Here is an 18,515-nt window from a genome sequence, read left to right on the forward strand (position 1 = left end):
TGCAAAGGGAAAGTAGAGCATCGAATTCGATGCTCTACTTTTTATTTACGCTTCTTTTTAATAAATGAAAAGGCTAGGGCTGTAATTAAAATACTGCCTTTAATAATATCTTGTGCATAATAAGGAACGTTCATCATTGTGAGGCCATTTAGTATAATTCCGATTAATACCGAGCCGAGGAATGTTCCGACTATATTTGGTTTTTTAGCGCCGAACATTGCATAACCGATATAGGCAGCTGCGACTGCATCCATTAATAATGGAGCGCCAGCTGAAACTTGTCCTGTTCCAACGCGGCTGCATAGAATAATGCCGCCAATAGAAGCTAGTAAACCACTAATCATATAAGCATATACACGGTAACGATCAGTAGGAATACCAGCTAATCTAGCAGCTTCTCGATTCCCACCAGTCATATAAAAGAAACGACCGTACGTTGTTTTTTCTAAAAATAGATGTGCAATTAAAACGATAGTAAGCATGATAATGACAGGGACTGGAATTCCTAAGACGGAACCTTGACCGATAAATAAAAAGGATGGAATAAAATGTCCTGTTGCACCGGACATTCCTTCATAAATTGAGGAGCCTTTTGAAAATGTTAAGTGTAGTCCATTGACGATATACATGATACTTAATGTAGCTAGTAAATCGGGTAATTTAATTCGGATAACGAGTAGTGCATTTAATAATCCAACTAATAACCCGCAAAGAATAGGAACAAGAAGTGTGACTAATAGTTCTTGTCGATATAAAACGAGACAAGAAGCAGCTGCAATTGTTGCTAAACTAGCGGTAGAGCCGATTGATAAATCAAACCCATCTACAATCAATGTAAAGGTAACGCCGATTGCAAGTAACGTTACGATGGAAATAGAACGTAAAATATCACTAATATTGTTATATGTTAAAAAAGAATCATTGACGATAGAGAAAAAAATTGTAACACCTATAATAATAGCAATTGTACTAAATTGATAAAAAAGATGAGTAGATAAATATAGTTTCTTAGTTTTCGTTTTATGAACGAGATTCAATGGAATAACTCCCTTCAGATAAATGTAAAAGCTGTTCAGGAGATAGTTCGTTTGGTAAGTATTCACCTACAAATTCTCCGTTTGCCAGTATAAGAATGCGATCAGCGATATGCAACGCTTCATCTTGTTCTCCTGTGAAATAAATTACGGAACTTCCGTTTTCTGTAATGTTGCGAATGAATTGAAAAATGTCTTGTTTCGCAGCGATGTCTACACCTTTAGTTGGCTCGTCTAAAAGAAATAGATTAGGTTTGAATCCACTCCACTTTGCAATTGAGACTTTTTGTTGGTTTCCACCGCTAAGTGAATGAATAAGTGCCTTTGGGTCATTTGGTGAAATACCGAAAGAAGAAATTGCTGTAGTAGCATCATTTAATTCGGTTTGTTTTCGTTTCCAACCTGATTGATGTAAATTTGTGTGACTTATAATATCTTCCGAAAGAAATACGCCTTGTTTTCTTCTTTCTTCTGGTACAAGTGCGATTTTCGCTTTAATCGCATCTCGTGGTGTTTTAATCGTTAGTTTTTGACCGTCTATTTCTGCGTGATAAGTATGACGAGCACCAAATAACGTTTCAGCAAGTGTTGTTTTTCCACTTCCAATTAATCCGTATATCACAACAGTTTCTCCTTTTCGTATTGTAAGAGAAAGGGGAGAATGACCTTCGTGTAATAGAAGCTCTTGTACTTTAAATAGTTCCTCGCTCCCGGTTTTTGGTGCTGTATTAATAGGAAGTGTAAGTTGTTTTCCAGTCATTGCTTCCACAATTTGTTGATCTGTAATTGTTGTAATGGTTTCAGAAAGGGCAACTTGACCGTTATGTAATACAGTTACATCATCCGCGAAATTTCGAATCTCTGATAAACGATGAGAAACTAAAAGGATGCCAATTCCTTTTGATGTTAAATCTTTTAATAGTTTCCCAAAGGTTTCAACTTCTTTTGGTCCAAGAGAAGAAGTAGGTTCATCTAATAAAAGGTAATTTGTATTGTTAGATAAAGCTCTTGCGATAAGAAGTAATTGTTTTTCATGTAATGAACAGTTTGAAACATCTTCCGAAACATTTAAATTTACCTGTACAGTTTGCAAATGTTGTTTAGCAAGTGCGACTAATTTGGACTTTGAAAACAGTACTTTATTTTGCATTGCTAAATGATCGATTAGTACATTTTCTAATACAGATAATCCGGGAATAAGTCCGTGATCTACTTCTTGTGTTACGAAAGAAATGCCATGCTTTTTTGCATCGCGCGGTGAAGTAAAGGAAACAGACTGAGTATCAATTTTTATATCGCCAACAACTGGTTGAATTTCACCAGTTGCTATTTTTAGTAAAGTACTTTTTCCCGCACCGTTCATGCCTAGTAAAGCGTGTACTTTTCCTTTTTGAATATGAATAGAAACATCTTCTAGAACAGGTGTAGCGACATGATAAGAATGTGTAATGTTTTGAAGAGAGAACGTCATCATTTTTTCTCCTTCTCTAATTTTTTCATCCAAGGGGAATATGCATCTTTTGAGTCTCCCCAACCGTTTATATATTTTGATAACTGATCCATTGTTATATTTTCTTTTGGTAAACTATTTTTCTTTACTAAATAAGGTTCTAGTGAATAAATATCTGGCGTTTGTTCACCAGCAATTTTTTTGTATAAAAATCGTACTTGAACCTTACCTACTTCAGCTGGATCAGTTGCAGCTGTAGCAGTCCAAGGTGAGTTTTCTTTTTGCATGAGTTGTAAATCCTCATTACTTAAGTCAATGCCATATACTTTTATATCTGTACGACCAGCTTGTTCAAGTGCTTTAACAGCCCCTTTAGCAAACTCATCCCACGAAGCGAAAATAGCTTGTAAATCGCCTTTTTTCGGATATTTCTTTAGTAAAGCTTCTACTTGTGTTTGTGTATCGAGCGGTGTGTTATTACTAGCAGTACCGAATCTTGCAACTTCTTTTATATTGGGATACCGTTTATAAAAAGCATCAATGATAACATTGCGACGTTCCATTGGAGCAAAACCGCCGACCCATACAACTGCGATATTTCCTTGTCCATTCAAATCTTCCGCTAACGTTTTTAATGATTTCCATGCAAGACTATAGTCATCTTGATCAATAATTGTCAAACCTGGCAAGCGTAGATCGTTATCGAACGCAACTACGGGAATGTTCGCCTGTAACGCTTTTTCTACTCCAGGTTTTAGTGCTTCAGAACGGCCATGATCAATTAAAATACCATCCACTTTTGAATTAATAGCAGTATCTAAATTTGCAGCCATTTTTGCTAAATCGTTATCAGAATTGTAGACTTGTACACTGCCGCCAAATAGCTCAACTTGTTTTTTGACACCCTCAATATATTGAGAGGAAAAAGTTCCGATGGACATTTGCATAATTAATGCGATTTTTAATGGCTTCTTCATTTGGCTTGGAATTTCTGTTTGTAATTGATTTTCTACCGTTGTAGTCGCCTTTCTCACAGTTTGTTGCTTTTGTGAAGAGATAGTATCTTGTTCATTTGTACAAGCTGCTAATGTAAATAAGAGAAAAATAAGTACGATGGAACATAATTTTTTCATAAAAAAATCCCTCCTAAACTAAGAAGAGAGAGGAGGGAGTGAAAATAAAAAACGCCTTTTCATATAGAAAAGACGCCTTATCATATTACTCTTATCTTTCAACACAATGTGTTGTAAGAATTAGCACCGTGCCCATAAATGGGTCGGTTGCCGGGCTTCGTAGGGCTCATCCCTCCACCTGCTCTTGATAAGACATCGAATATTTAACTATTTTGAATTATTCCACAAACGAATGGTGTTGTCAAACAGTATTTATAAAAAAATCCCTCAGGAAGAGGGATTTTAATGTGGTAAGAATATCAATTGATAAGCAAACAAAATTCCAAATACATACACAAGTGGGTGAACAGCACGGAATTTCCCTTTTGCCACTTTCATAAGTGGGTATGAAATAAATCCAAGTGCGATACCTGTTGCGATACTTGATGTAAGTGGCATGCTTAAGATTACTAAGAATGCTGGGAATGCTTCATCAAATGCGTCCCAATCGATGTGGCGAACTGAACCCATCATAAGACTACCAACGATAATTAATGATGGTGCAGTAATAGCTGATACACCAGAAACAGCACTTACTAATGGGCCGAAGAATGCTGTTAGTGCGAATAGAACAGCTACTGTAACAGTTGTTAAACCAGTACGACCACCAGCTGCAACACCAGCAGATGATTCAATGTAAGCTGTTGATGGTGTTGTTCCGAACATAGAACCGATTGTTGCTGAAAATGAGTCAGATAGAAGAGCTCGTCCAGCTTTCGGGAGTTTTCCGTCTTTCATAAATCCACCTTGTTGAGCTACCCCAAGTAATGTACCTGTTGTATCAAATAATGTAACAAGGAAGAATGAAAATACAACGCCGTACAATCCGTAGTTAATTACATCAGATACAGCAGTAATTGGATTTGAAACGATAATTCCTTCTGGTAATCCAGGCATTGATGTAACACCGTTTGAGAATGTTAACTGTCCTGTGAAGAAAGCGATAATACCAGTTAATAGCATACCAATAAATAGTGCGCCATTTACATTTAAAGACATAAGAACAATAGTAATTCCAAGCCCAGCCAATGCTAGTAGAACTGGAGCAGAGTGAAGATCACCAAGTCCAACTAAGTTTGCATCATTTTTTGTAACGATACCTGTTAAACGTAAACCGATAAAGGCGATGAAAAGACCGATACCAGCAGTAATTGCATGTTTTAAGTTTTCAGGAATTGCTTCCATTAATTTTGTACGGAAAGATGTGAATGATAACAAAATTAAAATCATACCTGCTACGAATACAGCAGAGAATGCAATTGCGAAAGTCATGCCTTCATGAGCTTTTACAACAGAGTAAGAGAAGTAAGCATTTAATCCCATACCTGGCGCGATTGCGATTGGTAAGTTTGTAAAGATTGCCATAAATAATGTTCCGACAACAGCAGCGATAATTGTTGCTGTAAATGCTTGTTCAAATGGAACACCTGCATCCCCAAGGATGACTGGGTTTACGACAATGATATATGCCATTGTTAAGAAGGTAATAATACCTGCCATAATTTCAGTTTTAATAGAAGTTTTATGTTTTGAAAGGTTAAACATATAAACATCCTTTCTGTTTACGAATAATTTTCACAACAGTTATATATAATATTCGTTTTTTAACTATTTTGCAATAGTTTTGCATAAAAAGTTTATAACAATTCATATTTTGTGTCTTAAATTCGAATATTAATCGTAAAACGATGTGTGAATTTCAGTTTTTTATTGTGCACATGATAAGGAAAAGGAGTTGAAAGCAGCTATGCCACAGCAAAAAAACTTTATAACAATGCCTGCGCAACATCAAAATAAACAGCCGGGGATTGAATCATTAATGAGCCCCCTTCCGCAGTTTGAAGATCCAAATTATAAAGGAAGTGAAAAGTTAAAAGGAAAGAATGTGTTAATTACGGGAGGAGATAGCGGAATTGGACGCGCAGTTTCCATCGCTTTTGCAAAAGAGGGAGCAAATGTTGCGATTGCTTATTTAGATGAGGAAGAAGATGCAAATGAGACGAAACAACGTGTTGAAAAAGAAGGTGTAAAGTGTGTATTGTTGCCGGGGGATTTGAGTAATGAACAGCATTGTAAAGATATTGTGAAAGAGACCGCCCGGCAGTTAGGTAGTTTAAATATTTTAGTAAATAACGTTGCACAGCAATATCCACAGCAAGGGCTAGAGTATATTACAGCAGAACAGCTAGAAAAAACATTTCGTATTAATATTTTTTCTTATTTTCACGTTACGAAAGCAGCCCTTTCTCATTTGAAGAAAGGGGATGTCATTATAAATACGGCATCTATCGTTGCATATGAAGGAAATGAAACGTTAATTGATTATTCCGCAACGAAAGGAGCAATCGTAGCTTTTACAAGATCACTTTCTCAATCTTTAGTCCAAAAAGGGATTCGGGTAAATGGTGTTGCACCAGGACCGATTTGGACACCGCTTATTCCAGCGAGCTTTGATGAGAAGAAAGTCTCTCAGTTTGGGAGCAATGTCCCGATGCAAAGGCCTGGTCAACCATATGAGTTAGCGCCGGCATACGTATATTTAGCGTCTGGTGATTCTTCTTATGTTACCGGACAAATGATACATGTAAATGGGGGCGTTATTGTAAATGGATAGTTTTCATTTATAAGAGCAAAGTAAAGCTAATTACAATTATTATGGTGAGCGCTAGGGGGGATATAGGTGAAAAGGGTATGTTTCGTTTTACTATTATTTTTCTTCCTACCGGTTAGTGCTTTTGCTGATACAGATCATTTAATATTAGTGAATCTTACGACAAACCAGTTGTCTTTTTTTGAGAATGGAAATTACACAAAAACATTTCCAGTAACGACTGGAAGAGATCGTACACCTACGCCTGAAGGTAATTTTTGTATTATAACGAAATTTAAAAATAAAGAATACCATCGAAAAAAAATAGCTGGGGGTGCACCGAATAACCCTCTCGGTACGAGGTGGCTTGGACTAGATAAGAATGAATATGCGATTCACGGGACGAACCGGGAATGGACGATTGGAAGTAGGGAATCAAATGGCTGTATTCGTATGCATGACAGGGATATACAATGGTTATATGACCGAGTACAATTACAAACAAAAGTAATCATTTCTCGTTTTCATACGAGCCCCGAATATGAAGCGAATAAGCTTGGTTATCGCGTTGTGAGCTGGAATGGTCGAAAAATAGAAGAAGAACAAATTGGAGTGCTTACGTTAGTAGACCGCGCGGATATATATTGGCAAGAACCAAATGGACAGTTAACGAAGGTAAAAACTGTATTGCCAAATGAAAGATATCCGGTGTACTCAAAACGAAAAGATGGAATATATTATATAGGAAACAATTCGTATATTATAGATGAAACAGGAGAGAAAATTCGTTACGAGCAAATTCCTTCTTCGATTTTAAGTAATATATATAAACGGAAATACAATGTTCCGTAATGGCTACCGTATTATAGACGGTAGCTTATTTATACTTGGAGTTTAACTGCAACTATTGTATTTTGCTGAATATAATACAGTACAGATAGGGGGCGGTTATATTATGAAAAGTGAATTTGCGTTTAAAGTTTTCTTAGTAACGACCTGTTTATTTCTCGTGTATTTATATGCGTTTCTCGTCTTTTCTTTTTATGTTCCATATGTTGATTTAATATTATTCTTCGGATTTATTTGGGCGTTTGTGAAAGCGAGGGAAGGAGAGAAGAGTATATATCGGCGCATTACCCTATGCGGGACGGCCGTTCTCGTTATTTTGTACTTTTTTATTATGCATGATTTTTGGAGAGGGATGTAAAAAAGCATACGATTAATCGTATGCTTTTATATCTGTTAATGATGGAAGAGAGGCAATTGCACCGTAATTTGTACATGTGATAGCGCCTGCTTTATTTGCAAAGGAGATAAACGCTGTTAAGTCTTTGAAATGATACGAAAGTGTATGTTCACTTTGGGAAATCTGATATAACATTGCTCCAACGAAAGCATCACCAGCACCAGTTGTATCGACTTGTTGAATGGAAATAGAAGAGACAATGGTTTGACCTTCATTTGTCGCAAGAAGGGTACCGTCTTTTCCAAGTGTAATAGCTACTACTTTTGCGCCATAATTTAATAATTTGAGTGCAGCTTGTTGTAAATCACTCTCTTTAGAGAGCATAGTAGCTTCCTCTTGACTTACTTTTACGAAGTGTGCATGTTTTATAAAGGTTAGACAATCTTGAGAGAATTGTTCTGTATTTGTAATGAGTGCACTTCGATAATTTGGATCAAAAGAAATAAAATGGCCCTTATCTTTCGCATATTGTAACAACTTAAAATACGTTTCTTTTAATGGGCTTGATAGTAAAGCTGTCGCTGAACCGAAATGTATTAAATCATTTGTTTGTATTTTTGATAAATCAATGCTATTGAATTGATATTCACCATCTGCACCACGCATAAAAGTAAAATCACGTTCGCCATCTTGATCGATGGATACGAATGCGAGTGTTGTTTGTTTATCTTTTATGAGCATGGATGTATCGACTTGTGCACGCTGTAAAGTTTGTTCAAGAAACTCACCAAATGGGTCGTTTCCTACTTGCCCCATAAATGTAGCGTATCCACCTAATTTTGTAATCGCAGCAGCAACGTTAGCGGGTGCTCCACCAGCTTTTTTTTCGAAATCTGAACCGTTTACTAAAGAAACGTTAGTATTTCGGCACACAAAATCAATTAATAGTTCACCTATACAAAAGACATTTCTCATACAATCCCTCTTTTCAGCTTATATTGTGTGATGGTAAAGTTTAGTTTTGCATCTGAAAAGATTGCGATATGATGTTTCATGTCTTTTCGAGGAAAAACTCGGGACGTAAAGACTGTTGAACCATCGTATAAGAAAATTTCCACGATGCTTTTATCTACAAATATTTGTAGTTCTATCGTATCTTGAATATCGATTTTTTTACAGCGTTCAAATCCATATTCTTCGCCAAATTGATGGTAGAAGTTGCCCCTGTCTATAGAAATAGTACCTTGTTCCCGATTAAATGTAATGGGGAAACATTCCTCCTCATTGTGGAAGAGAGAAAGTCCAAAACGCTTTGCATCTTCTGTTTTAAGTGTAACAATTAATTCATAGGAGTCTTCATCATCAAGCGTTGATAATACATTTAATCCAGCTGTTATATCTCCTGAAATGTCTTTTTTTGTAGTTCGTAGTTTTGTTAATTCTGAAACTGGTTTTTGTTTTAATATGTTATCTTCTAATGTTAATTCACGTGGAAGTGTTAGGCAATGAGCCCACATATAATCATCAGAAGGATATGTGATTTCACTTGATCCTGCCCAAGCCAACAATAGGCGACGACTAGTAGAGTCTTCTAAAGTTTGAGGGGCATAAAAATCGAATCCTTTATCAGCTTCGTAATAGGAATCAACATGGAAATATAAATTTTTAATATCGAAATGGCCTATAGCATAAACGACATTGTATACATTGTGAAAGTTTTCTCCGTCTTTTTCAATTCCTTGCGGTGAAAAGAGAAGTACATCTTTCCCTGATAATTGGAAGTAATCGGGGCATTCCCACATAAATCCGAATTCTTTTAAATTTGTTGTAATTTCGCCTTGGAAATGCCAATTGTATAGGTCTTGTGATTTGTATAGTAATAGAGTTCCTGTTTTATTTTCACGTTGGGCACCGAGTAACATATAGTACATATCATTATGTTTCCAGACTTTTGGATCACGTACATGTTTTGTATATCCGTCAGGAATTATATCAATAACAGGATTATTACTATATTTCGTCATCGTATATTGTGAATCCATTGTTGCCATACATTGTTTTGCATCACGGGAATCATCAGGCTTTTTTATATTCCCTGTATAAAGTAAATGAAGAAGGCCATCTTTTACGATAGCACTACCAGAATATGCACCGTGTGATTCATATCTTTCAGTAGGGATGATGGCTACAGGCATACGCTCCCAGTTAATAAGGTCTTTTGACTTCACATGCCCCCAATGCTTCATTCCATGAATGGGACCAAATGGATACCACTGATAAAAAACGTGATATTCATCATTGTAGTATGATACACCGTTAGGATCATTCATTAATCCAAATGTTGGGTGGATATGATAAATTGGTTTCCATGAATCTTGGTTTGCAATTTCATATAAAGAATGTAATTCGTCTTTATTAGATTGCAGTATTGTTTTATATTTTGACATAGGTTTTCACCCCGTTATTATTTACTTTCTTTATATAAAATGAATGTGGCAACAAAAGCAGTGATAACTGCAATAGCGAAACCAATTATATAGTGAATCATGTTCATCATGCCAAGAGGTGCAACAATTGTAAGCATCGGAATACCTGTTAAACCGTATGCATTAGCCGCCACTTGCATCCAAACAACGTAAGCGCCTCCAATTGCGCCGCCAATAGCTGCTGCAATAAATGGTTTACCAAGTTTTAAATTGACACCAAAAATAGCTGGTTCTGTAATTCCTAAAAATGCTGAAGCTGCTGCTGGAATTGCAATTTCTTTCGTTTTTTTGTTTTTTGTTTTGAAATAGACAGCTAAAGTAGCACCGCCCTGTGCAACGTTCGCCATTGACCAAATAGGGAGTAAGAAATTGACACCGATATCTTTATTTGCGAGTAAGCCCGCTTCAATAGCGTGGAAGCTATGATGTAAGCCAGTAAGAACGATTGTTGAATACAATCCACCGAATATAAGTCCAGCTACTGGTCCTGCAAATTGATAAATTGTATTTAAAAGGTACGTAATGCCGTCACCGATTTTATATCCAATTGGTCCGATAATAATAAGTGATAAAAAGCCAGTTATAATAATTGTTAAGAATGGTGTAACTAATAAATCTAAAGAGTTCGGAACACGTTTTCGAAGTTCTTTTTCAATTGTACTCATAACATATACACATAATAAAATAGGTAAAACAGTACCTTGATAGCCAATCATATCAATATCCATACCAAGGAAATGTAAAACAGTGGGTTTTGCATTTGAAAGAGTCCAAGGATTTGTTAAGTTTGGGTGAGTTAATATACCACCAACAACTGCACCTAAGAAAATGTTTCCACCAAATTCTTTAGCGGCACTAACTCCAATTAAAATAGGTAAAATGATGAAAGCTGCACTTGAGAACATATCAAGTAATTGGATAAGCGAGTGATCTCCAGGAACTAATTTAAACGCTTTCAACATTCCGAGTAGACCCATAAGTAAACCGCTTGCGACGATAGCTGGAATAATTGGAACAAAAATATTAGATAGTGTCTTTGCTAGGCGGGCGATAGGATTCATTTTTTTCTTAGGTATATCGTTTGATGTTGTAGAATCTAGTTCGGCTATTCCAATTAGTTTTGAGAATTCATCATATACTTTGTTTACTATGCCAGTTCCAAAAATAATTTGATATTGCTCGGTCGTTGCGAAAGCACCTTTTACTCCATCGATGTTTTCGATTTCTGCAGAGTTTATTTTCGTATCATCCTTTAATATAAGACGAAGGCGAGTCGCGCAATGTGTGGCACGAACAATGTTTTCCTTTCCACCAATGTTCTGTATTACTTGAGTTGCAATTTGCTTCATATCCATAAAAATTCCCCCTTACTATAAATTTTCTTTTGTGGAACCGGTTCCGCAATAAGTTAAAATAAAAAACAGGGAAATGATGTTGAAAATCCTGTTTTTAAAATGTGGAACCGGTTTTAATTTTATTATAGAGCGCCTTTATATTTTGTCAACGCTTTCTTGGATTTTTAATGTATAACGAGAGTGTAATATTTTTGGTATAGTTTTGTTTTCAACAAGCTGTGAAAGAGAAGTGGCGGCAAGCTTTCCAGCATACTCATAGTCAAACGCAATTGTCGTTAAACTAGGGTGTACCATTTCTGAAATATCATATCCACCGAATCCTGTTACAGAAATATCACCTGGTACAGAAAGGGAGTGGGAGTGAATGACTTTCATTGCACCAAGAGCGATGTTATCTGTAGCACATACGATAAGAGTTGGGCGATTATTATCTAAAATATGTTGTACTTGTTTCATGGCATCTTCTATGCGGAAAGTTGTTTCGTAATATGAAACGTTGCAAGTCGGTTCTAAATTTTCAATTGCTTTTTGAAAACCATTTTTTCGATTTATTCCAACAGAAATATCATCTTTTTCTATCCCTAAATAGGCAATATGTCGATGGCCTTGCGATAAAACGTATGCCCCTAACTCATAAGCTGCATCATAATCATCGTGAACGAGGCAATATTGATCTTTATATTCTTGCCCGACGAATAAAATAGGGATGTTTGAATTAGCCATAATTTTTTGATGTTCATTCGTTAATGTTTTTGTTAATAAAATAATGCCAGCTACCTTTTGTTTTATAAAGTTTTCAATTGCTTGTATTTCAGTTTCGGTTGTTTGATTTGCATTTGCTACAAGCATTTGATAGTTATTTTCCTGTAATGTTTTATCGATCCCGATAAGTGTTTTCATTGTAGCGAAGGAGTCTAATCGGGGGATGATGACACCAATTAAATTTGTTGTTTTTGCTTTTAAACTTTGAGCAAATGTATTGGGAGAGAAATTTGTTTCCTGAATAATACCTTCGATTTTAAGTTTTGTTTTATCACTTACATATCCGCCGTTTAAGTAACGAGAGACTGTGCTTTTTGCAACTCCAGCCAATTTGGCGATATCTGCAATTGTTTTAGCCATAGTATTTCACCTTCGTATTCATAAAAATGTTAACTTTATTATAGGGAGAATTAGAGATGACGTAAACAAGAAGAGGGAAAGAAAAAACCACCTCACGTATATGAGGTGGAATAATTGTTAATATCTAGGCTTAAATGTATGACAACAAGTCTCTACACTCGTTGCTACAGAACTTTCTAGCGTCTCGTTTGTTAAAACAGCAGCTGTATATGAATCATTTTCAGTTTGACCAGTTTCATCTGCATCAGGCTGAACGATGATCGCACTTGCTTGACAAAAGTTACCTTGTCCCCAAAAAGAACAGTTGGAAACAGAACATCTTACTTCTGGCATAAAACCCCCTCCTTATACATTAGTGTGGGATTTTACCCCCATTTCATGTGTAGAAGGAGTTTCCTTTTCTCGTTACTTTTTCGTTTGCTCAAGCCATTCTTTTAATTTGTCTTTCGGCTGTTCACCACTAATACGGCTCACTTCTTTGCCATCTTTAAAATGAATGATTGTTGGTGTACCTTGAATTTTATATTCATCCCAAGGAGCATCTAATTTTTCAATATCCATAACTTTCATATCAACGTTCAAGTCTTTAGCCATTGGCACTAGGACAGGAGATAATTTTTGGCAATGAACGCAAGATGTTTGATAAAAGTATACTGTTTCTTCTTTTTTCTCTTTTAAGTTCTTTTGAAGATCTGAAAGAGAAATTTTATTTGTGTAGTAGTCAGGACCATCTGTTTGACTACCAGTAGCATTATCAATTTTTGGGCTAGTTGAAGCTTTTTTTTCTTCCATTTGTGTTACAGCGAAAATTGCCGCAAACAAGGCGATAATAATACCACCAAATATAAGCATTTTTTTCATTCTTTCATCTCCTTATTTGTTTTTGATGACAATAAAGCTACAAACAGCGATTGTAATAAAGCCGATAAGTGCTAAAAACGGGATTGTAATAAAACCAAACCAGTTTATAAATTCTCCGGTGCAGGGTACACGACCGCAAGCTGCTCCAGCAGCTGAAAACGCTGGGACTTTTTGAATTGCATAGTGATATAAAGAAATACAAGCACCAATACTTGCAATTGGTAAAGAATAACTTGCGATGCGATAATCTTTTTTTGCTACAGCGATACCGAGCCATAAAACGAATGGATACATAAAAATACGTTGATACCAACAAAGTACACAAGGCTCAAATTTCATGATTTCGGAAAAATAAAGGCTTCCCAGTGTAGCGATAAAAGAAGCTCCCCATGCGGTAAGTAAAGCATATTCTTGCTTTTTTTCTCGTCCCATATTTTATACCTCTCTTATAATAGTTACATACTAAATTATAGTATGAAGTGGTATGGAAAAGAAAGAAAAAATATGTTTATCAATAAAAGTTTTATAAGGAGAAACTTTTATTGATATAAATATTAAAAAAAGCGCCATTCTCCGGAAGAGAATAGCGCTATAGTTTACATTTGAATTTGTTCTACTTCTTCTACATGCGACTTTTGGGATGCGTGGTCAATATATTGAAATAGGAGCTGCAATTGTTTATCAACTTCTGGGAGTTCTTTACTGTATTGATAAGCGTGTAAAAAATGCTCAATACGCTTAGAAAATAATTGATCGTTCGTTTGAACCATGAGAACGAGTAATTTATCCCAATTACAGCAATACGTGTAATAGAGAGCTTTATCATAGTCGTTATATGTTTGCACTGTGTACCCTCCTTACCGAGAGTTATATATAGTGTGTGATAAGTAAGGAGAAATACACTTGAAAGAATTTGTTAAGAAAAAAAGTGAATGAAAAGAAAAAACGAGGAGTTTCCTCGTTTTTTAAGCTTTTGGCATTGGCGTAGGTGTTGGTTTACCATAGCCTTCTTTATATTTATTATCGATATAGTTACGAATTTCCAGCGTTGATTTTCCTTTTTGTTTCATGGAAGCAGATTCAACTGCGATTTCTAGGCAATTGACGCAAGTCGTTGCGTGGGAATCCCAAACAACTTCACCATTTTTTTTAATTTCACGGATAAAACAGTTTTTATTATTTTTATGTCCTACACTTTCACCGCAACCACAATAGCATGGAATCCAATCTAATAGCTCTGCATTTTGTCCAGCGACGGTGTAGATATCTTTCATTTGTGGATCAAGCTTATCTAGGAAGGTCGGAAGTGTGTCGACTCCTTTTGTTTTCTCTTGAATGTCAGCTTGCTGAGTGTGCGATGCGTGGTCATGTTCTTCTTTTTTTGATTCAGAAGATTTTTGGTCATTTGTACCAGTACTTCCGCATCCAGCAAGAATTAAGCTCAGTACTGCAAGTAAAGAAAATACATACTTTTTCATTCGCTTGTCCCCTTTACAAATGTATTAATCAAATTGTATCAGAGATTACGGTGTATCGGTTGAAGATTTTTTTGACTGATTTTTGAAGCGCCATCTTAGCGAATGGAATAGAAATAAAAGTGGGATATAAGCGTATACAATATACAATCCCGCTTGAGATAGTACAGTATTTAATGCGTTGATACTTTCCCGATTTTTAAAAAATAAAGAAGCTGTAAAAACGATGAAAATAAAAAATGGTAGTGTAAATTTAAATGAAATATGAAAGGAACGCTTCATCGTTTGACATGATGACCAAATAGTTAAACAAAGATTCGGCAAAATTATTAAAAACCAAACAAAAATAATAATATATTCGAACCGTTGAATAAAAGGAACTTTAATTATTTTTAACATCGTTAAAGTAGGCCAAATAGTGTGATTCAATTGTCCTTCACTATAATACATAAATGATACAATAGCTAAAACTACATAAATTAGAGTGCTAAAAACAATCCCTGCGTGAGCCCATCTTTTTAAAGATTTTCCTTTTTCAATAAAGGGATAGAAGATAAGAATTGTTTCAAATCCGAGAAATTCTAATGCAGATTGTTTTGCTGATATAAGCATGTCAAAAGGTGAATGTGTAAAAATAGGCAAGATATTACGGAAATGTGCATATTTCATCGGATAGATTAAAAAGAATACAACAAAAATAGGAAGTACAATACCCCAAAAGCATATCCCTGTCACAGAGCGGAAGCCACCTTTTATAATGTAGTAAGTGACCAATAAAAACATTAGGGTAAGTTTCCATAACTTAATGGTAGGAAAGATCCAAACTTGTATTACTTCCATATATGTACGAAGAACAGTAAGGCAAAATAATAAGCAATAAAGAGTGAAAATTACAGAAAATATAGAGCCAATCCATTTTCCAAAGGTTGTTGTATGAATGCTAATTAAATCTCCGTCTTTTTCAAGCATTTTTAACATACAAAACAGTACAATATGAGTTGCAATACCTGCAATAATAAGAGAAATCCAAGCATCATAACCTGCATTTTTCAAAATTACACGTTGATATCCGAGAATTCCTATTCCGACTTGGAGAGAATGCAGTAAAATAAATGCAAAATATGGAGAGACAGTTTTTGTTTTATTCATTGTATTCATTGCTCATTTCACCTCACTATTCCCCGATTCCAGATTGTACAATATTAAGATCTAAATTTATATCCACCGCTACGTTTTTATACATATTTCGAATTTGTTTTATATTCCATTTTCTCGTATGACTTCTAATTTCATCGCGTATTCCTAAAGGATCAATTTCCTTTTCTTGAAATTGTTTTATTAAATCTTCACAGTCTTTTTCAACATTTCGTTCAATTTGTTTTTTTATATAGTTGATATTTGTTTTTTTTCTTAGATCAATCCAATTTGGAGAATTTTTAATTAATCCATTTAATTTTAAATGGATTTTTACTTTTGGTATGTCGCCAGTTTGATCTATATCATACTTATTTTCCCCAGCTAAGTTTTGTATAACAACCATACCTTTATGTTTATCCTTTGTTATCGCTGCTTCGTAACGTCCATTTTTCGTAGGATTAATAAGTAATGTTGTTAAAACAGAATGTCTTTTATCCGTATACATAACGACTTTATCGCCTTTTAAAAAAGCAAGTCCTTTGACAGCGACGGAATGATTATCGTCCATTTTAAGATAAGGGACATAGGCATCACATACAGAAGAGTAGTAATTATATAAAAAAATGTCTAATGCGGTTTGTGGAATGTTCTCATTTCGGATATTTTGTTCAAGTAAATCAGCAATGTATAAAGATCCATTTTTTTTTCCGTAATTTAAAAGTTCCTCAGCTGATCCATCTACAATTGCTAATTGTACATCGCGCCCGATATTTGGGTCACGTTGTAAGTTAGTAATAATCTCTCCCATTCCGCGTTCTCCTAGAGCCTTTCCAAATAGGACGACACGCATTTGACCTACAACGACATTGTGAGGTGATTTTGCATTTAATCGTGAAGCGATTGTCTCAAGTGAACGGGCAGATGTTGATTGAGTTTCTGGTTTAGACTTTACACCATGTGTGTACTCTGGGAAGAGAATAGTTCCTTGGAATCTTTTGTTTTTTGTGATGTCAAATCCAGCGACATGAATAATACGCTGCGTATCCACTATATACGTTTGTGTACAGCCAGTTTGTAAAATGAAGAAGATAATGATAATAAGGTGCAATAAAATTTTCTTCATTCATTCTCACCATCACGTTTTTGCTTCGCTTTGTTTGGATTATATCGCCATTTTGATTTTGGTCTAAGGAAAGAAGGTCTTTGAGCCGTTTGACTAAATGGTAATCGAAGAAAACCTTCTGCTGTACCTAAACCACGAAATGGATATAAAGGTAATAAATAAGGTGATCCAAGTGATTTTAATTTAATTAAATGAGCTAAAATAAATACAAATCCGACAATAAGGCCTAATCCTCCGAATGCACCGGCTAAAAGGATAAGCGGAAAGCGTAACAACCGGATAGTAGAAGACATCTTTACGGTTGGTGTTGTGAAAGATGCAAGAGCGGATAAAGCAACTGCAATTAATAAAATTGTACTTGTCAAAGCTGCCTCCACGGATGCTTGGCCAATTACAATCCCCCCAACAATCCCAATCGTTTGTCCGACTTTTGTCGGTAAACGCGCTCCAGCTTCACGAAGCAATTCAATTGTAATTTCTAAAAAGAGTGCTTCTAGAATAGGAGGGAAAGGTACGTTAGCTCTCGAGAAAATAATAGGACCTAGTAAATCGGCAGGAATCATTTGATAATGATATGTTAAAGCCGCTGTATAAATAGCGGAGGAAAAAAGAGAAAATATAGCTCCGAAAAAACGAATAATACGAAAGAACGATCCAATCATCCACGGTAAATAATAATCTTCTGGTGAAATGAAAAAATCCAGTAACGTTGTTGGTCCTGATAAAGCATATGGAGAGCCATCTGTTAAAATTAAAACTTCCCCGTTAATTAATGCAAATACAGCTCGATCTAATCGTTCTGTAGGTAATAGAACAGGAAAAGGTGAATTGCTATTATCACTAATAAATTGCTCAATCATAGTTGAATCAAATGGGACATCAAAGTCAATGTCTTCTAGCCGTTGAAGTGCGGTGTTGACAAATTGTTCATTTGTAATTCCTTCTATATAAGCAACTGCTACTTTCGTTTTTGATATAGATCCGACGGTAACTTCTTTAAAAATGAGTTGCTCAGTTACGATATTTCGGCGTAATAAGTGGATATTTGTATCAAGGTTTTCAACGAAACCGATTTTAGGCCCGATTACGCTATACTCATTTTCTGTATCGTTATATAATCGTTTTCCTAAAACAGTACTTTCGGCACGAATTAAAGCATATTGATCAGGATTCGAATTGTTTTTTAAGCGTATTAAAATATATCCACCTAATAATTTTTCACGAATATCATCAATAGAAGGGGAGGTAATAATGTCTTCAATAGAGATGATATTACATAAATCAGAGATGTTTTGGATTTGTTCCGATTCCTTTTTTATAGGAGTTAAAATGAATTGTTTAATAATAAGTGCTTCCACGACAGATTTATAATAAAACAAGCACAACGTTTCATCTTTAAGTATGTTATAAGAGACAAAATCGCTTGATTCTTTCATGGTTTGTATAAATTCTGGAATAGAACAAAGTGTTTTTGTATTAGTCTTTTTTGATTTCTTAGATGATAAACCGAACATTTTCTCACCT

Annotated in this window: 19 protein-coding genes and 1 riboswitch; of the genes, 3 read left to right on the plus strand and 16 right to left on the minus strand. The window is 35.3% G+C overall.

Translation table 11 applies throughout. The features are described 5' to 3' along the window. Nucleotides 1–41: 41 nt before the first annotated feature. The 4 genes from ACTJJY_RS26270 to ACTJJY_RS26285 form a co-directional block, all read right to left on the minus strand. Nucleotides 42–1,037, minus strand: coding sequence for an ABC transporter permease (locus ACTJJY_RS26270; RefSeq protein ID WP_440606972.1), 996 nt, complete (start codon nt 1,035–1,037; stop codon nt 42–44). Then, complete coding sequence (locus tag ACTJJY_RS26275; RefSeq protein ID WP_440606973.1) at nt 1,021–2,508, minus strand: sugar ABC transporter ATP-binding protein; 1,488 nt, start codon at nt 2,506–2,508, stop codon at nt 1,021–1,023. Before ACTJJY_RS26275 ends, ACTJJY_RS26270 begins: the two co-directional genes overlap by 17 nt. After that, the gene (locus ACTJJY_RS26280; protein ID WP_440606974.1) at nt 2,505–3,617 is read right to left on the minus strand and encodes a sugar ABC transporter substrate-binding protein; all 1,113 of its coding nucleotides are present in this window, start codon (nt 3,615–3,617) and stop codon (nt 2,505–2,507) included. The genes ACTJJY_RS26275 and ACTJJY_RS26280 overlap by 4 nt, the downstream gene beginning before the upstream one ends. Nucleotides 3,618–3,705: 88 nt before the next feature. Further along, nucleotides 3,706–3,811: riboswitch (SAM riboswitch) on the minus strand. An 88-nt stretch (nt 3,812–3,899) separates the two neighbouring features. Then, nucleotides 3,900–5,201: an NCS2 family permease gene (locus ACTJJY_RS26285; RefSeq protein WP_000482717.1), complete on the minus strand. Its 1,302-nt coding sequence runs from the start codon at nt 5,199–5,201 to the stop codon at nt 3,900–3,902. Nucleotides 5,202–5,403: 202 nt separating this feature from the next. Here ACTJJY_RS26285 and ACTJJY_RS26290 point away from each other — a divergent pair, with 202 nt between their 5' ends. From ACTJJY_RS26290 to ACTJJY_RS26300, 3 genes are all read left to right on the plus strand, one after another. Beyond that, a complete protein-coding gene (locus ACTJJY_RS26290) occupies nt 5,404–6,270 on the plus strand; it encodes an SDR family oxidoreductase (RefSeq protein ID WP_440606975.1) in 867 nt (288 codons plus the stop codon). 66 nt (nt 6,271–6,336) lie between these two features. After that, nucleotides 6,337–7,098, plus strand: a complete 762-nt coding sequence (locus ACTJJY_RS26295; protein WP_000831959.1) for a L,D-transpeptidase — start codon at nt 6,337–6,339, stop codon at nt 7,096–7,098. Between the two features lie 103 nt (nt 7,099–7,201). Then, complete coding sequence (locus tag ACTJJY_RS26300) at nt 7,202–7,453, plus strand: hypothetical protein (RefSeq protein ID WP_000834199.1); 252 nt, start codon at nt 7,202–7,204, stop codon at nt 7,451–7,453. A 12-nt stretch (nt 7,454–7,465) separates the two neighbouring features. Here the strand turns inward: ACTJJY_RS26300 and ACTJJY_RS26305 are convergent, their stop codons facing one another. The 12 genes from ACTJJY_RS26305 to ACTJJY_RS26360 form a co-directional block, all read right to left on the minus strand. Continuing rightward, the gene (locus tag ACTJJY_RS26305) at nt 7,466–8,407 is read right to left on the minus strand and encodes a carbohydrate kinase family protein (RefSeq protein WP_440606976.1); all 942 of its coding nucleotides are present in this window, start codon (nt 8,405–8,407) and stop codon (nt 7,466–7,468) included. After that, nucleotides 8,404–9,879: a beta-fructofuranosidase gene (gene scrB, locus ACTJJY_RS26310; protein ID WP_440606977.1), complete on the minus strand. Its 1,476-nt coding sequence runs from the start codon at nt 9,877–9,879 to the stop codon at nt 8,404–8,406. The genes ACTJJY_RS26305 and scrB overlap by 4 nt, the downstream gene beginning before the upstream one ends. Before the next feature lie 17 nt (nt 9,880–9,896). Next, on the minus strand, nt 9,897–11,273 hold the full coding sequence (locus tag ACTJJY_RS26315) for a sucrose-specific PTS transporter subunit IIBC (RefSeq protein WP_098840320.1): 1,377 nt from the start codon (nt 11,271–11,273) through the stop codon (nt 9,897–9,899). 135 nt (nt 11,274–11,408) lie between these two features. Next, nucleotides 11,409–12,395 carry a LacI family DNA-binding transcriptional regulator gene (locus tag ACTJJY_RS26320; protein ID WP_065224734.1) on the minus strand — a complete coding sequence of 329 codons (987 nt, stop codon included), beginning with the start codon at nt 12,393–12,395 and terminating at the stop codon, nt 11,409–11,411. Nucleotides 12,396–12,512: 117 nt separating this feature from the next. Continuing rightward, nucleotides 12,513–12,728: a DUF1540 domain-containing protein gene (locus ACTJJY_RS26325; RefSeq protein WP_001115482.1), complete on the minus strand. Its 216-nt coding sequence runs from the start codon at nt 12,726–12,728 to the stop codon at nt 12,513–12,515. 72 nt (nt 12,729–12,800) lie between these two features. Continuing rightward, a complete protein-coding gene (locus tag ACTJJY_RS26330; protein ID WP_440606978.1) occupies nt 12,801–13,256 on the minus strand; it encodes a thioredoxin family protein in 456 nt (151 codons plus the stop codon). 12 nt (nt 13,257–13,268) lie between these two features. Beyond that, on the minus strand, nt 13,269–13,688 hold the full coding sequence (locus tag ACTJJY_RS26335; RefSeq protein WP_000532264.1) for a disulfide formation protein C: 420 nt from the start codon (nt 13,686–13,688) through the stop codon (nt 13,269–13,271). A gap of 164 nt (nt 13,689–13,852) precedes the next feature. Continuing rightward, on the minus strand, nt 13,853–14,101 hold the full coding sequence (locus tag ACTJJY_RS26340; protein ID WP_001195459.1) for a YhdB family protein: 249 nt from the start codon (nt 14,099–14,101) through the stop codon (nt 13,853–13,855). Nucleotides 14,102–14,221: 120 nt separating this feature from the next. Next, the gene (locus ACTJJY_RS26345) at nt 14,222–14,734 is read right to left on the minus strand and encodes a PCYCGC domain-containing protein (protein WP_000761026.1); all 513 of its coding nucleotides are present in this window, start codon (nt 14,732–14,734) and stop codon (nt 14,222–14,224) included. Nucleotides 14,735–14,779: 45 nt separating this feature from the next. After that, a complete protein-coding gene (locus tag ACTJJY_RS26350) occupies nt 14,780–15,889 on the minus strand; it encodes a GerAB/ArcD/ProY family transporter (RefSeq protein ID WP_440606979.1) in 1,110 nt (369 codons plus the stop codon). Nucleotides 15,890–15,905: 16 nt separating this feature from the next. After that, nucleotides 15,906–16,991 carry a Ger(x)C family spore germination protein gene (locus ACTJJY_RS26355; RefSeq protein WP_440606980.1) on the minus strand — a complete coding sequence of 362 codons (1,086 nt, stop codon included), beginning with the start codon at nt 16,989–16,991 and terminating at the stop codon, nt 15,906–15,908. Continuing rightward, a complete protein-coding gene (locus ACTJJY_RS26360; RefSeq protein WP_440606981.1) occupies nt 16,988–18,505 on the minus strand; it encodes a spore germination protein in 1,518 nt (505 codons plus the stop codon). The genes ACTJJY_RS26355 and ACTJJY_RS26360 overlap by 4 nt, the downstream gene beginning before the upstream one ends. Nucleotides 18,506–18,515: the final 10 nt, after the last annotated feature.

The organism is Bacillus sp. 22475 (assembly GCF_052044835.1).
In the GTDB taxonomy this organism is placed as follows: domain Bacteria; phylum Bacillota; class Bacilli; order Bacillales; family Bacillaceae_G; genus Bacillus_A; species Bacillus_A cereus.

What these genes read in the sequence shown, in the direction of transcription:
- ACTJJY_RS26275 (WP_440606973.1), bottom strand. Translation starts at nt 2,508, where the DNA reads ATGATGACGTTCTCTCTTCAAAACATTACACATTCTTATCATGTCGCT.
- ACTJJY_RS26350 (WP_440606979.1), bottom strand. Translation starts at nt 15,889, where the DNA reads ATGAATACAATGAATAAAACAAAAACTGTCTCTCCATATTTTGCATTT.
- ACTJJY_RS26345 (WP_000761026.1), bottom strand. Translation starts at nt 14,734, where the DNA reads ATGAAAAAGTATGTATTTTCTTTACTTGCAGTACTGAGCTTAATTCTT.
- ACTJJY_RS26305 (WP_440606976.1), bottom strand. Translation starts at nt 8,407, where the DNA reads ATGAGAAATGTCTTTTGTATAGGTGAACTATTAATTGATTTTGTGTGC.
- ACTJJY_RS26280 (WP_440606974.1), bottom strand. Translation starts at nt 3,617, where the DNA reads ATGAAAAAATTATGTTCCATCGTACTTATTTTTCTCTTATTTACATTA.
- ACTJJY_RS26320 (WP_065224734.1), bottom strand. Translation starts at nt 12,395, where the DNA reads ATGGCTAAAACAATTGCAGATATCGCCAAATTGGCTGGAGTTGCAAAA.
- ACTJJY_RS26335 (WP_000532264.1), bottom strand. Translation starts at nt 13,688, where the DNA reads ATGGGACGAGAAAAAAAGCAAGAATATGCTTTACTTACCGCATGGGGA.
- ACTJJY_RS26355 (WP_440606980.1), bottom strand. Translation starts at nt 16,991, where the DNA reads ATGAAGAAAATTTTATTGCACCTTATTATCATTATCTTCTTCATTTTA.
- ACTJJY_RS26325 (WP_001115482.1), bottom strand. Translation starts at nt 12,728, where the DNA reads ATGCCAGAAGTAAGATGTTCTGTTTCCAACTGTTCTTTTTGGGGACAA.
- ACTJJY_RS26360 (WP_440606981.1), bottom strand. Translation starts at nt 18,505, where the DNA reads ATGTTCGGTTTATCATCTAAGAAATCAAAAAAGACTAATACAAAAACA.
- ACTJJY_RS26300 (WP_000834199.1), top strand. Translation starts at nt 7,202, where the DNA reads ATGAAAAGTGAATTTGCGTTTAAAGTTTTCTTAGTAACGACCTGTTTA.
- ACTJJY_RS26315 (WP_098840320.1), bottom strand. Translation starts at nt 11,273, where the DNA reads ATGGATATGAAGCAAATTGCAACTCAAGTAATACAGAACATTGGTGGA.
- ACTJJY_RS26285 (WP_000482717.1), bottom strand. Translation starts at nt 5,201, where the DNA reads ATGTTTAACCTTTCAAAACATAAAACTTCTATTAAAACTGAAATTATG.
- ACTJJY_RS26330 (WP_440606978.1), bottom strand. Translation starts at nt 13,256, where the DNA reads ATGAAAAAAATGCTTATATTTGGTGGTATTATTATCGCCTTGTTTGCG.
- scrB (WP_440606977.1), bottom strand. Translation starts at nt 9,879, where the DNA reads ATGTCAAAATATAAAACAATACTGCAATCTAATAAAGACGAATTACAT.
- ACTJJY_RS26290 (WP_440606975.1), top strand. Translation starts at nt 5,404, where the DNA reads ATGCCACAGCAAAAAAACTTTATAACAATGCCTGCGCAACATCAAAAT.